General features: G+C 69.0%; 12 protein-coding genes and 1 tRNA gene. 6 read left to right on the top strand and 7 right to left on the bottom strand.

Annotated elements, in window-relative coordinates; all coding sequences use genetic code 11:
- Positions 1-9: 9 nt before the first annotated feature.
- Together RAC81_RS15510 and RAC81_RS15505 are read right to left on the bottom strand one after the other, a co-directional pair.
- Positions 10-1,221, bottom strand: coding sequence for a metallophosphoesterase family protein (locus RAC81_RS15510; RefSeq protein WP_375083182.1), 1,212 nt, complete (start codon positions 1,219-1,221; stop codon positions 10-12).
- A gap of 159 nt (positions 1,222-1,380) precedes the next feature.
- Entirely contained in the window at positions 1,381-1,872 is a 492-nt protein-coding gene (locus tag RAC81_RS15505) for a glutathione peroxidase (RefSeq protein WP_375083181.1), read from the bottom strand.
- Positions 1,873-1,931: 59 nt separating this feature from the next.
- Here RAC81_RS15505 and dusB point away from each other — a divergent pair, with 59 nt between their 5' ends.
- From dusB to RAC81_RS15480, 5 genes are all read left to right on the top strand, one after another.
- Positions 1,932-3,086 carry a tRNA dihydrouridine synthase DusB gene (gene dusB / locus RAC81_RS15500; protein ID WP_341934224.1) on the top strand — a complete coding sequence of 385 codons (1,155 nt, stop codon included), beginning with the start codon at positions 1,932-1,934 and terminating at the stop codon, positions 3,084-3,086.
- A gap of 4 nt (positions 3,087-3,090) precedes the next feature.
- Complete coding sequence (locus tag RAC81_RS15495; protein WP_375083180.1) at positions 3,091-4,461, top strand: deoxyguanosinetriphosphate triphosphohydrolase; 1,371 nt, start codon at positions 3,091-3,093, stop codon at positions 4,459-4,461.
- Entirely contained in the window at positions 4,461-6,329 is a 1,869-nt protein-coding gene (gene dnaG, locus RAC81_RS15490) for a DNA primase (protein WP_375083179.1), read from the top strand. Before RAC81_RS15495 ends, dnaG begins: the two co-directional genes overlap by 1 nt.
- A 36-nt stretch (positions 6,330-6,365) precedes the next feature.
- Positions 6,366-7,139: an ATP-binding cassette domain-containing protein gene (locus RAC81_RS15485; protein WP_096715524.1), complete on the top strand. Its 774-nt coding sequence runs from the start codon at positions 6,366-6,368 to the stop codon at positions 7,137-7,139.
- Between the two features lie 97 nt (positions 7,140-7,236).
- Positions 7,237-7,312, top strand: a tRNA-Asn gene (locus tag RAC81_RS15480).
- A gap of 121 nt (positions 7,313-7,433) precedes the next feature.
- Here RAC81_RS15480 and RAC81_RS15475 read toward each other — a convergent pair.
- Entirely contained in the window at positions 7,434-7,949 is a 516-nt protein-coding gene (locus RAC81_RS15475; RefSeq protein ID WP_375083178.1) for a septum formation family protein, read from the bottom strand.
- Between the two features lie 121 nt (positions 7,950-8,070).
- The gene (def, locus tag RAC81_RS15470) at positions 8,071-8,637 is read right to left on the bottom strand and encodes a peptide deformylase (protein ID WP_375083177.1); all 567 of its coding nucleotides are present in this window, start codon (positions 8,635-8,637) and stop codon (positions 8,071-8,073) included.
- Positions 8,638-8,698: 61 nt separating this feature from the next.
- On the opposite strand from def, the gene RAC81_RS15465 reads away from it, so the two are divergent.
- On the top strand, positions 8,699-9,721 hold the full coding sequence (locus tag RAC81_RS15465) for a DMT family transporter (protein ID WP_375083186.1): 1,023 nt from the start codon (positions 8,699-8,701) through the stop codon (positions 9,719-9,721).
- Positions 9,722-9,733: 12 nt separating this feature from the next.
- On the opposite strand, the gene pgl is transcribed toward RAC81_RS15465, so the two are convergent.
- Genes pgl through zwf form a run of 3 tightly spaced genes read right to left on the bottom strand, consistent with a single transcriptional unit; the run spans position 9,734 to position 13,001 of the window.
- Positions 9,734-10,513, bottom strand: a complete 780-nt coding sequence (pgl, locus tag RAC81_RS15460; RefSeq protein WP_375083176.1) for a 6-phosphogluconolactonase — start codon at positions 10,511-10,513, stop codon at positions 9,734-9,736.
- Positions 10,514-10,518: 5 nt separating this feature from the next.
- Positions 10,519-11,454: a glucose-6-phosphate dehydrogenase assembly protein OpcA gene (locus RAC81_RS15455; protein WP_096715520.1), complete on the bottom strand. Its 936-nt coding sequence runs from the start codon at positions 11,452-11,454 to the stop codon at positions 10,519-10,521.
- Positions 11,451-13,001 (bottom strand): glucose-6-phosphate dehydrogenase, encoded by a 1,551-nt coding sequence (gene zwf / locus RAC81_RS15450; protein WP_375083175.1) that lies wholly within the window; start codon positions 12,999-13,001, stop codon positions 11,451-11,453. Before zwf ends, RAC81_RS15455 begins: the two co-directional genes overlap by 4 nt.
- Between the last annotated feature and the right edge of the window lie 9 nt (positions 13,002-13,010).

Below are 13,010 nucleotides of genomic sequence, written 5' to 3'. Positions count from 1 at the left end.
TTGCGCAGGTCAGAGGCGCTGCTGCGCGGGCGCCAGCGGGAGCGGTTCCATCGGCTGGTCGTTCGCGGTGAGGTCGATGCCGAGATCGCGGGCGTAGACGACACGCGTCGCGATCGACACCTCCTCGCCCGTTTCGGTGAGTTCGAACACACGACCACCACGCATGCGGTTGCGGTCGGCGCCGTCGAGACCGTAGGCGCCGAAGCCGGTGCCCGGCGCGTAGCCGAGTTTCACGCCGTAGTAGTCACCGACGTAGTCGTTGATGTGGTCGTGTCCGACGAAGACGCCCTTGACGTCTCCGCGTTCCAGGATCGCGTTGAACATCCCCGAGTTGAAGGGTCCAGGGCACTCGTCCTCGTTCCGTTCGCCGACGATGTTGTGGCGCACCCGGCCCCGCGCCGCGTCGGCCTCCGTCCGGGTGTCCACGCCGCCCCACCACATGAAGCGGTGCTCCCACAGGGCGATGTGCAGGAACATGAGGCCCGGCACTTTCGCGCCTCGGCGCTTCTCCAGCTCCTGCGACTGCTGGCGGTACCAGGCGACCTGGTCCATGCGCACCCAGTCCCACGTGGGGTACCCGGTGAAGTCCTGCCCGTTCAGCGCCTCGGGGGCGTAGCGGCCGGAGTCCATGAGCCACAGCGCGAAGGCCTCGCGGTTCTTCTTCCGCGACGACGCGACCGTCGCGATCGTGTTGCTCGTGCCCGTCACGCCCTGGGTGTTGTCGGCGTTGAGGTTGTAGTCGTACGAGCGGTAGATCGCCAGCATCCCCGCTTCGTCGACGCCCGATTGCGGCAGGGAGTCCTCGTCGTGATTGCCGAACGTGACCGCCCAGGGGATCTGCCGGGACTCCATCGGCCAGACGACGTTGTTGATCGCCTGCTTGACGGCGAGCCGGGTCTCGCATCCGCCCGTGATGACGTCGCCGTTGATGACCACGAAGTCCGGCATCTCCTGATCCAGGACCTTCTCGATCAACTCCACCGTGCGGCGGTCGGTGAGCTCGTCGTCCTGCGTGTCGTTGAACTGCAGGACTTTGAACGTGCCGTCGGCTCGGAACTGCAGACGCGGGATCTTGCCGGGTTTCGCCGGTCGCGATGACGACGTCGCTTCTGCGGATGAGGCGTGCGCCGAGGCGGCACCGAGCGGCAGGGCGCTGGTGAGCGCGCCGAGCGCCCCCGCGGTGAGGACGGTGCGCCGGCTGATCGGCACGTGGTCGGGCATGGTCGGTCTCCTTCGTCTCGAGCGAACTTCGCCGCGGCGAGACTAGGGACGATGGATGGCGGCGAGCCGACCAGCAGGTGAACGGAGAGCGCCCGACAGGCCTGCGCAGGGCGGATGCGCGGGTGACGCGCGGGTGAACTCTGCGAGGCGCGGGAAGGATCAGCGAGTGAGTGCGGCTTCGATCGCACCGACGATCGCGGGGTCGTCCGGCTTCTGCTTCGGGCGGAAGCGGATGACCTCGCCGTCGGGGAGCACGAGGAACTTCTCGAAGTTCCACTCCACGCGGCCGGCCTTGCCCGCGGCATCCTCGGTCTGCTTCAGCGTCTTGTAGAGGTCGGCGGCGTTCTTGCCGTTGACCTTGACCTTGTCGTTGATCGGGAAGGTGACCCCGTACGTGGTCGAGCAGAAGTCGAGGATCTGTTCCATCGACCCGGGTTCCTGGCCGAAGAACTGGTTGCAGGGGAAGCCCACGACGCTGAATCCGCGGTCGCCGTAGAGACGCTGCAGCTGCTCCAGCTGCTCGTACTGCGGGGTGAGTCCGCACTTCGATGCGACGTTGACGACGAGCACCACCTCGCCCAGATCGTCGAGGTTCTTCTCGTTGCCGTCGGCGTCGCGGAAGGGGATGGAACGGACTGCGGGATCGCTCATGTTCACAGCTTAGGTCGATGCGCCGCGACCGGCCCCGTGTCTGGGAGAATGGAGAGGTCATGACTGTCGCAACCGCCCCCGTTCCCACCCTCCGCATCGGCCCGATCGCACTCGACGTGCCCGTCGTGCTCGCGCCCATGGCGGGGATCACGAACACGGCCTTCCGTCGGCTGTGCCGCGAGTATGGCGCCGGGCTCTACGTCAGCGAGATGATCACGTCCCGCGCCCTCGTGGAACGCAACGAGACGACGATGCGCCTCATCCGCCATCACGAGTCGGAGACGCCGCGCTCGATCCAGCTGTACGGCGTCGACCCGAAGACGATCGCGGATGCCGTGCGCATCATCGTCGCCGAGGACCACGCCGACCACATCGACCTCAACTTCGGCTGCCCGGTGCCCAAGGTCACGCGCAAGGGCGGCGGTGCCGCGCTGCCGTGGAAGTCGTCGCTCTTCGCCGACATCGTCACCCAGGCCGTCAAGGCCGCCGGCGACATCCCGCTCACGGTCAAGATGCGCAAGGGCATCGACCCCGACCACCTCACGTTCCTGGACGCCGGGCGCGCAGCGGAGGACGCAGGGGCGGCCGCCGTCGCGCTGCACGCCCGCACGGCGAGCGAGTTCTACTCCGGCTTCGCCGACTGGAACGCCATCGGCGAGCTCAAGCAGGCGGTGACCAGCATCCCGGTGCTCGGCAACGGCGATATCTGGTCGGCCGACGACGCCGTGCGCATGATGGAGCAGACCGACTGCGACGGCGTCGTCGTCGGCCGCGGGTGCCTCGGTCGTCCCTGGCTGTTCGGCGAACTCGCCAACGCGTTCGGCGGCGAGGGCAAGACGGTCGACGCGAACCTCGGCTTCGTCGCCGACGCGTTCAAACGGCACGCGGAACTGCTCGTCGAGTTCTTCGAAGACGAGGACCGCGGATGCCGCGACGTCCGCAAGCACGTCGCCTGGTACTTCAAGGGCTATCCGGTGGGCGGCGACATCCGCACCGGACTCGCCACGGCATCCAGCCTCCAGGAGATCGACGATCTGCTCGGGCAGCTCGACCACTCGGCGCCGTACCCCGGTGCGGATGCCGAGGGCCAGCGCGGCCGTTCCGGTCGGCCGAAGCGTCCGGCGCTGCCCGACAAGTGGCTGGAGTCGCGCGAGCTCGCGGCGACGGCCTCCGAGATGATGCGAGGTGCGGAGATCGAGAACAGTGGCGGATGAGGTCGTGGCGTCGGCCCGAGCGGATGGCTACGACCCCCGCGACGCCGAGCGGTTCTTCGCCGAGACCCATCGCTCGGAGCGCGACGACTTCGCGCGCGACCGCGCCCGTGTGCTCCACTCGGCGGCACTGCGGCGCCTCGCGGCCAAGACCCAGGTGCTGAGCCCGGCCAGCACCGCGGATTTCGCCCGCAACCGACTCACCCACTCGCTGGAGGTCGCACAGGTCGGCCGAGAACTGGCCTCGGCGCTCGGCGTCTCGGCCGATGTCGTGGACACCGCCTGCCTCAGCCACGACCTCGGTCACCCGCCGTTCGGGCACAACGGCGAACGCGCTCTCAACGAGTGGGCGGAGCCGATCGGCGGCTTCGAGGGCAACGCGCAGTCGCTGCGCATCCTCACCCGTCTCGAGGCGAAGGTGATCGACGACGACGGTCACTCCGTCGGGCTGAACCTCACCCGCGCGAGTCTCGACGCGACCTGCAAGTACCCGTGGACGGTCGACAGCCCCGTGCCCGATCCCGGCGGGCGTCTCAAGTTCGGCGTCTATCCCGAGGACGAAGCCGTGTTCCGCTGGATGCGCGAGGGCGCCACCGGTCGGCTGCGCTGCATCGAGGCCGAGATCATGGACCTGTCCGACGACATCGGGTACTCGGTGCACGACTTCGAGGACGCGATCGTCAACGGCTATGTCGACGTCGCCCAGCTCTCCGACCCCCTCGCGCACGACGCGCTGATCGACCGCATCCAGCAGTGGGTGGGCTACGACTTCACCCGCGATGAGCTGGCCGACGCGCTCTACCGGCTCTCGTCGCAGTCGATGTGGCTGTCGTCGTTCGACCGCTCGCGACGCGACCTCGCTCGGCTCAAGAACCTCACCAGCGACCTGATCGGACGGTTCGCGAGGGCGGCGGTCTCGGCGACGCGAGAGGCGTATGCGGGGTCCGTGCTGGTGCGCTACAACGCGCACGTCGTCGTGCCGCGTGTGGTCGAGGCCGAGATCGCGGTGCTCAAGGGGATCATGGGGCAGGCCATCGTCACCATCGAGGCGCGCAAGGGCGTCTACAAGGAGCAGCGACGCGTGCTGAAGCGCCTCGCAGACGCGCTCTGGTCGACCGACGCGCTGTGGTCGGCCGGCGCCGACGTTCTGGAGCCGGCGTTCTCGGCCGACTTCCTCGCCGCCACCAGCGACGCGGAGCGCGCCAGGGTCGTCGTCGACCAGATCGCGAGTCTCACCGACCAGAGCGCGATCGACTGGCACAACCGGCTCGTGGGCGAGATCGACCCGGCCGAGGTCGGCATCTGGACGCCGCGGCACGCGCGACCGGGCGGACGGACGCACACTCCGCCCGCGGCGGTGATCGAAGGGGTGCGCTGATGCCCCGCATCCGTCAGGCCGACGTCGACGAGGTCAAGGCCCGCACCAACATCGCCGACATCGTCGGCGAGCGGGTGGCGCTCAAGTCCGCGGGCGTGGGGTCGCTCAAGGGCCTCTGCCCGTTCCACGACGAGAAGAGCCCCAGCTTCCACGTGCGCCCGCAGGTGGGCTACTACCACTGCTTCGGCTGCGGCGAATCGGGCGACGTGTACTCGTTCCTCCGCGAGATGGACCACGTCAGCTTCACGGAGGCGGTCGAGCGCCTCGCCGTCCGCATCGGCTACACGCTCCATTACGAAGACGGGGGAGCGGCACCCGAGACGAGCGGACGCAGCCGTCTCTACGCCGCGAACACGGCGGCGGCGGAGTTCTTCCGCTCGCAACTGCTGACAGCGGATGCCGAGACGGGACGCCGCTTCCTCGGCGAGCGGGGCTTCGACGCCGGTGCCGCGGCGCACTTCGGCGTGGGCTTCGCTCCGCGCGGCTGGGACGGGATGCTCAAGGCGCTGAGCGCTCAGGGTTTCACTCGCGAGGAGCTCCTCACGGCAGGACTCGTGTCGCAGGGACAGCGCGGCGTCTACGACCGCTTCCGAGGACGGCTGGTGTGGCCGATCCGCGACGTGTCAGGGCAGACGATCGGCTTCGGCGCGCGCAAGCTCTTCGACGACGATCAGGGCCCGAAGTACCTCAACACCCCCGAGACGCCGATCTACAAGAAGGCGCAGGTGCTGTACGGCCTCGACCTCGCCAAGCGCGACATCTCGCGGGGCGACCCTCGCCGGGTCGTCGTGGTGGAGGGGTACACCGACGTCATGGCCTGCCACCTGGCCGGGCTCACCACGGCCATCGCCACGTGTGGCACGGCGTTCGGCACCGAGCACATCAAGGTGCTGCGTCGCGTGATGGGCGATGACAACGCGTCGGGTGAGGTCGTGTTCACGTTCGACGGGGACGAGGCCGGGCAGAAGGCGGCTCTCCGCGCCTTCACCGAGGACGACCGCTTCAACGCGCAGACGTTCGTCGCAGTGGCGCCGGACGGCCTCGATCCCTGCGACCTGCGACTGCAGCGCGGCGATGCGGCCGTGCGCGGGCTGATGGACTCCAAGCAGCCGATGTTCGAGTTCGCGATCGATCGCAAGCTCGGCGGCTTCGACCTCGCCACCGTCGAGGGCCGGGTGGGCGCGCTGCGAGCGGCGGCCCCTATCGTCGCGGAGATCAGGGACCAGCTCCTGCGGCCGGGGTACGAGCGCGTCCTGGCGCGGCGACTCGGCATGGACCCCACCGAGGTGCACAACGAGGTCGAACGGGTGGCCCGCCGCGGCGGTGCGTCCGCCCGCCCCGAGTCCCAGCGCCGCGATGACGCGCCGTCCGGGGATGCCGCGCCCGGTCAGGGCTTCACGCCGGTGACGCTCGGGAGCCTGCCCCGCACCGCCGACGTCGCGGTCGAGCGCGACGCGCTGATGGGCGTTCTGCAGTACGGCCACCAGCTCGACCAGCCGCTGCTCTCACGTGCGCTCCAAGGCCCGTTCCGCACGCCCGGTCTCGAGGCCGTGCGTGAGGCCGTGGCAGCGGCACCCGACCGCACCAGGGCCGGATGGGTCACCGAGGCCGTCAACGCGGTGCGCGAGCCCTACCGCTCCCTGGCGGGCGAGTTGCTGATGACGCCGTTCCCCGCCCGCGACGAAGAAGGTGCGGTCGCCTCGGCCACCGACCTTGCGCGTCGGCTCATCATGCGCGGACTCGAGCACGAGAAGCAGGAGCTGCTGGGTGCCGTGCAGCGGGTGCCCGCCGACTCCGACGGTGGCCGAGCGCTGCGGATGCGTCTTCGCGACATCGATGCGGAACGCCAGCGCTTCGCCGAGTCGTAGAGGGGCTCGCACCCGCCGGCACGGCAGGATGGAGTCATGTTCTCTCGGCCCGAATCGACCAACGCGATCGACTGCTCTGATCTGGTGATCGATCGCATCGGGCACAGCGCTCCGACCCGCGCCGTCGATGGCGTGAGCTTCACGCTGCGGCCGGGAGAGCTCATCTGCGTCGCCGGGCCCACCGGGTCTGGCAAGTCGACCCTCGTCGCCGCTCTCGCCGGCTCGACCGATCCCTCGGTACGCGTCGTCGGCGGCAGCGCCCAGGTGTGCGGAGTCGACGTCCGTCGACCAGGGCGCAAGCACCGGCTGCTGACCTACCGGACCGGGTTCGTGCCGCAGGGCGCGGGCGCCGACCTGCCGCCGCGGCTCACGGTGAACGAGGTGATCGCCGAGCCGATTCTCATCCGAGAGAAGCGCGTCAACGCAAAGGCCCTGTCGATCCGGGTCGCCACACTGCTCGACGAACTGCACCTGCCGCTCGGCACCGCCGCGAAGTTCCCCTACGAGCTCAGCGCCGGGATGCGGCAGCGGGTCGCGATCGCCCGATCGTTCGTGCTCGAGCCCCGCGTGCTGATCGCCGACGAGATCCTCGCCAACCTCGATCTCGAGGTGCGCCCGGTCGTGTTCGACGCCATCACCCGACGCCGCAAAGAGGAGGGGATGGGCGCGCTGCTGGTCACCAACGATGCGGCCTTCATCCGTGAGCTCAACGCCGAGACGCTGATGCTCCGGAGCGGACACGTGGTCGCCAGGGGAGTGGGCAAGGACCTGCTCTGGGTGCCCAACGCGGAGGCGGATTCGCAGCGATGAGACCGCCCGGCGTCGACACGCCCGATGTGCGGCCCGTGTCACGAGCACGCGTCGGAGTTTGCTAGGATTGACGAGTTGCCCGCGCAGCGGAGCACATTCCTCGGTAGCTCAATTGGCAGAGCAGCCGGCTGTTAACCGGCAGGTTCTTGGTTCGAGTCCAAGCCGGGGAGCCACGACCCCTGGCCTTCGTCTGAAGGCCAGGGGTTCTCCTTTTTCCGGACCGTGTCTCGCGCACCCGAGACGCAGAAAGGGCCTCGCCGATCGGCGAGGCCCTTTCTGCGACTGCGGGTCGGCTCAGCGAGCAGCGCCCTTCAGCGAGCCCGTCGTCTGCCCGGCGGGGTCGGAGATGACGCACTGCACGACGCGGTCGTTCAGCTCATCCCAGGTCTGCTGGGTCGGCGTGATCGGGTAGACCTCGAGGGTCGACTCCTGGAAAGCGATGCCGACGAAGTTCGTGTACGCGTCGCCGATGCACTCCTGCGACGCCGTGTCGATGGCATCCTCTGAGAACTCGCCATCGTCCATCGTGATCTCGTAGTAGACCTCTTCGTCGTGCGGCTCGTCGCACGGCACGACATCCGCGTCCTCGATGAGGCCGGTGGCGCTCGCCATCTTGCAGTCGCCCAGCTTGAGCGAGAAGATGTCGATGTTCGCGCTCTCGGTGACCTGGCCGGTCTCCTCGTCGCGGTCGGCGTCGCCGGAACCCCCGCCGAGGATCCCGTTCAGTGCGCTACAACCCGTCAGTGCGACGGACAGCGCTACAGCCGAGCCGGCGAGCGCGAGTGCGCGTCGTGTGCGCAGTTTCATCATGACTACCCCTCCCAGAGCCTCTTGGTGGCGCGGAATATCGGTATCCCGCCCCGAGAACGCTATAGGGGTCGGAGTCTGTGATGCAACTCCACGAAGCCTGTGAACGGGCTGAAAGGTAAGGTCAGCCTTCCAGGTCGTCCACTCCCGGCATCCACGCGGCACCAGGGCGCCCCCAACCGCGCTTCCTGGCGATCTTCTGCACGGTCTTCCAGTCGCGGTCGGAGAGGCGGTCGATGTAGAGGATGCCGTCCAGGTGGTCGAACTCATGTTGCATGATGCGGGCACGCCATCCGTCCACCGAGATCTCCACCGGCGTTCCCTCGAGGTCGGTTCCGGTGACCCTCACACGCTCCGACCGGCGCAGCGCGAACCGCTCGCCGGGGAACGAGAGGCATCCCTCCGACTCGAGGTCCTCGTCCGGCTCGCCGGGCTCCAGCGGCACCATCCACAGCTCGGGATTGATGATGACGCCGCGCCACGGCTGATCGTCGTCATCGACGTAGGTGTAGGTGTAGATGCGCAGCGGCACTCCGACCTGGGGGGCCGCGAGGCCCACTCCCGGCGCCGCATCCATCGTCTCGAACATGTCGGCGACGAGGGTTCGCACCTCGTCGGTGATCTCCTCGACGGGCGAGGCGGGGGAGTGCAGGACGGGATCGCCCATGATGCGAATCGGAAGTACAGCCACGCCATAACCCTATCCGGCGAGGATCGGCGGGTAGGGTCGTAGTGTGAGCATCTCCGTATGGATGGCTGGGGCGGACGACGTCACCGAGCAGCTGGTGGGCGCCTTCCAGAACCCCGGACTGCTCCTCGGCATCCCCCTCGCCCTCGCCGGAGCCGTCTTCATGTCGCTCGGCGCGCAGTATCAGCACCGCGGCGTGGAGAAGGTCGAGCGGCTCAGCGGCGCGACCGGCACGAGCGGACTCAGTCTCGCTCAGGTGCGCGGCCTCCTCACCCGACCGTCGTGGATAGCCGGGACGCTCATGCTCGGTCTCGCGATCGTGTGCCAGCTCGCCGCTCTGGTGCAGGCGCCGCTGATCGTCGTGCAGCCGCTCGGCGCGATCGCGCTCGTGATGACGACACTGCTGAACGCCCGGATCTCGGGTCACTCGCCGACGAGACAGTCGATCACGGCGATCGTCGCCTGCGTGGGCGGAATCTTCCTCTTCGTCTTCTTCGCGGCGATCTTCGCCACCGAGAAGGACGTCACCGACACCGAGCTGTTCACGATCCTCGCGATCCTGCTCGTCGTGATCATCGTGCTGGGCGCCTGCTGGCTCATCCTCCGCCACCGCATGCGCGCTCTCTTCTACGTGATCGGCGCCGGGATCCTCTACGGATTCGTCGCGACGCTGGCGAAGGTCGTCATCAAGCGCGTGCAGGCGGGCGACTTCGAGTGGATCACGATCGTCTGCGTGATCGCGCTGATCGCGGCAGCCGCCGTGGGCGCCTACTTCGTGCAGACCGCGTACAGCTCCGGTCCTCCGGACCTCGTGATCGCCGGACTCACGGTCGTCGACCCGCTCATCGCCGTGCTGATCGGAATGATCGTGCTCGGCGAGGCCGCTGCAGCTCCGCCGTGGGTGCTCGTGATCTTCGGAGTCGCCGGTGCGATCGCGGTCTGGGGTGTCGTGGGTCTCGCGCGCTACCACCCGCAGGTGATCAGCGACAGCCAGGAGCTGGGCATCACGCGCGGCAGCGACGGCTCCGGTGCACCTCAGCACCCCGGGACTCAGGCCTCCGGGTCGGCGAGCGACCCGGAGTCCTGACGCGCAGGATCGTCAGTACGCGGGATCGATGAGGTCGGGGGAGACCTCGGATGCCGCGGCGTCGTCGACGAAGAACACCGTGCGCTTGCGGCCCTTGGCGCCGGCAGCGGGAACGCTCGTGTAGCTCGCGCCCGCGAGGGCGAGACCGAGGGCCGACGCCTTGTCCGCACCGGTTAGCACGAGCCACACGCGCTTCGAGGCGTTGAGAACCGGACGGGTGAGGGTGATCCGCTCGGGCGGCGGCTTGGGCGAGTTGCGCACCGGCAGCACGGCTGCATCCGTCACGGTCACCTCGGGGCGATCCGGGAACAGCGAGGCGATGTGACCGTCGGGGCCCACTCCGAGGAAGCACACGGCGAACGACGGCCACGGGTTCTCGTCGGTGCCGAACCGCGCGAGTTCGGCGGCGTAGGCCTCGGCGGCTTCGTCGAGAGTCAGACCCTCGCCGGCGGCCGCCGTCTCGTGGATGTTCTCCGGGGGGACCGGGATGTGGTCGAGGAGCGCGGCTCGGGACTGCACCGCGTTCCGGTCGGCGTCGCCACGGGCGACCCACCGCTCGTCGCCCCACCAGAAGTGCACGAGCGACCAGTCGATGCTCGCGGCGCGCGGGTGCTCGAGCGTCGCCCGCAGCACCGCACCGCCCATCGATCCGCCCGTGAGGGCGACATGGGCGATGCGACCGTTGCGGGTTCGAGCCCGGAGCCGCGTGAGGAACCGGTCGGCGACGCGCTCGGCGACGGCCCCCGGAGTGGTCTCGACCACGACCCGCTTCTCCGCGGGCGTTGTCTGCATCGACATCATGCTCCTGTCTCGGGCGGACCCAGCTTCTCCCAGCCCTCGGTGATGACTCGACCGTACAGGAGGTCGGGGTCGAGGCGACGCAGCTCCTCGGCGAGGCACTCACGCAGCGTGCGGCGCGGGAGGTGCAGGTCGTGATCCGGCTGACCGGGCTGCGTGAGCACGGCGTCGCCGGGATTCGGACGCTCAAGCAGGATGTCGCCCGATGCGCGGGTGAGACGCACCGACTTGATGCCCTCCTGCCACGCGTCGGGGTTCTCGTACGACCACTTCACCGGCACGTCGAGAGCCATCTGCAGCCACGCCGCCAGCAGAGCGGTCGAGGGGGAGGCGGAGGCGCCGCGCACCTCGACGCCGGTGACCTCCTCGAACGGCGGCTGGTCGAGCACGGCGGCGAGCTGCTCGCGCCAGTGCGTGAGGCGCGTCCAGGCGAGATCGGTGTCACCCGGTTCGTGCGTCTTGCTCAGCAGGGCCAATCGGTCGCGCACATCGGGCGAGGTCGCGGCATCCGTGATCCGGCGCGCCGCGATCTTGCCGAGGGGCGAGGTCGCGGGCGATGTCGGGGCCTCCTCGGGCCACCAGGCGACCACGGGAGCGTCGGGCAGCAGCAGACCGGTGACGAGGCTCTCCTGGTTGCTGGCGGCGGCGCCGTAGGCGCGCAGCACCACGACCTCGCTGGCTCCTGCGTCACCGCCGACGCGGATCTGCGCGTCGAGGTGCGCCTCGCCCTCGCCGGTGGTGAGCACGATCACCCGCATGGGGTGCTCGCGGGAGGCGTCGTTCGCCGCGTCGATCGCGGCCTCGGCGATGCCGTTGCGGGCCGAGATCACCAGCGTCAGGACGCGGCCGAGAGCGACAGCGCCGCCCTCCTCGCGCACCTTGACGAGCTGCTTGGCGACCTGGCTGACGGTCGTGTCGGGAAGGTCGATGATCACGGTCGTCTCCAGACTCGTCCGTCGCGGGCAAGAAGATCGTCGGCCGACTTCGGGCCCCACGATCCGGGTGCGTACTGGTCAACGGGCCCGCCGGTGGAGGCCCAGTACTTCTCCACGGGGTCGAGGATCTTCCAGGAGAGCTCGACCTCTTCGTGGCGGGGGAACAGGGGCGGGTCGCCGAGCAGCACGTCGAGGATGAGACGCTCGTAGGCTTCGGGACTCGCCTCGGTGAACGCGTGGCCGTAGCCGAAGTCCATCGTGACGTCGCGGACGTTGGTGCCGTTGCCCGGAACCTTCGAACCGAAGCGGATCGTCACACCCTCGTCGGGCTGCACGCGGATCACGAGCGCGTTCTGGCCGAGCTCCGAGGCGTTGGAGCGGCCGAACAGGTGCTCGGGAGCACGCTTGAACACGACGGCGACCTCGGTCACACGGCGTCCGAGACGCTTGCCGGTCCGCAGGTAGAACGGAACTCCCGCCCACCGGCGCGTGTCGATCTCGAGCTTGATCGCGGCGTAGGTCTCGGTGGCCGACTTCGGGTCCATGCCCTCCTCGTCGAGGAAGCCGGTGACCTGCTCACCGCCCTGCCATCCGCCGGCGTACTGACCGCGCGCCGTGGCGAGCGAGAGGTCGTCCGGCACGTGGACCGCAGCCAGCACCTTCTCCTTCTCAGCGCGGAGGTGCTCGGCGGAGAGGCTGATCGGCTCCTCCATCGCCGTGAGCGCGAGCAGCTGCAGGAGGTGATTCTGGATGACGTCACGCGCCGCGCCGACGCCGTCGTAGTAGCCGGCCCGGCCCCCCACGCCGATGTCCTCGGCCATCGTGATCTGCACGTGGTCGACGTAGTTGCGGTTCCAGATGGGCTCGTACAGCTCGTTGGCGAAGCGCAGCGCCAGGATGTTCTGGACTGTCTCCTTGCCGAGGTAGTGGTCGATCCGGAAGATCGAGTCGGGTGCGAACGCCACCTCGAGAGCCTCGTTCAGCTCGCGCGCGGACTCGAGGTCGTGCCCGAACGGCTTCTCGATCACCACGCGGCGCCAGTGCTCGGCGTCGTCGGCGTCGGCTCCGACCAGGCCGGAGTCCTTGAGCTGCTTCGCGACGAGCGGGAAGTCCTTCGGCGGGATCGACAGGTAGTAGGCGTGGTTGCCCATCGTGCCGCGCTCGACGTCGAGCTTCTCGACCGTCTCGCGCAGCTTGCGGAACGACTCGGGGTTGTCGAACTCACCCGACACGAAGCGGATGCCCTGCAGCAGCTGGGTCCACGTCTCCTCACGGAAAGGCGTGCGTGCGTGCTGCTTGACGGCGTCGTAGACGACCTGCGCGAAGTCTTGGTCCTCCCAGTCGCGTCGAGCGAACCCGACGAGAGCGAAGCCGGGGGGCAGCAGACCGCGGTTGGCCAGGTCGTACACGGCCGGCATGAGCTTCTTGCGGGACAGGTCGCCCGTGACGCCGAAGATCACGAGGGCACTGGGCCCGGCGATCCGGTTGAGGCGGCGGTCGTCGGGGTCGCGCAGCGGATTGTGTGCGCGCGAGATGGGAACGGACATCGGTGAGAG

It is taken from the genome of Microbacterium sp. CR_7, from assembly GCF_041954755.1.
GTDB lineage: Bacteria > Actinomycetota > Actinomycetes > Actinomycetales > Microbacteriaceae > Microbacterium.
The sequence above is the reverse complement of the archived record's forward strand: the minus strand, read 5'-3'. Positions and strand labels throughout refer to the sequence as shown.

Excerpts from the sequence above, each read along its gene's own strand:
- RAC81_RS15510 (WP_375083182.1), bottom strand. The coding sequence starts at position 1,221 with ATGCCCGACCACGTGCCGATCAGCCGGCGCACCGTCCTCACCGCGGGG.
- RAC81_RS15505 (WP_375083181.1), bottom strand. The coding sequence starts at position 1,872 with ATGAGCGATCCCGCAGTCCGTTCCATCCCCTTCCGCGACGCCGACGGC.
- dusB (WP_341934224.1), top strand. The coding sequence starts at position 1,932 with ATGACTGTCGCAACCGCCCCCGTTCCCACCCTCCGCATCGGCCCGATC.
- dnaG (WP_375083179.1), top strand. The coding sequence starts at position 4,461 with ATGCCCCGCATCCGTCAGGCCGACGTCGACGAGGTCAAGGCCCGCACC.
- RAC81_RS15485 (WP_096715524.1), top strand. The coding sequence starts at position 6,366 with ATGTTCTCTCGGCCCGAATCGACCAACGCGATCGACTGCTCTGATCTG.
- RAC81_RS15475 (WP_375083178.1), bottom strand. The coding sequence starts at position 7,949 with ATGATGAAACTGCGCACACGACGCGCACTCGCGCTCGCCGGCTCGGCT.
- RAC81_RS15465 (WP_375083186.1), top strand. The coding sequence starts at position 8,699 with ATGGCTGGGGCGGACGACGTCACCGAGCAGCTGGTGGGCGCCTTCCAG.
- pgl (WP_375083176.1), bottom strand. The coding sequence starts at position 10,513 with ATGCAGACAACGCCCGCGGAGAAGCGGGTCGTGGTCGAGACCACTCCG.
- zwf (WP_375083175.1), bottom strand. The coding sequence starts at position 13,001 with ATGTCCGTTCCCATCTCGCGCGCACACAATCCGCTGCGCGACCCCGAC.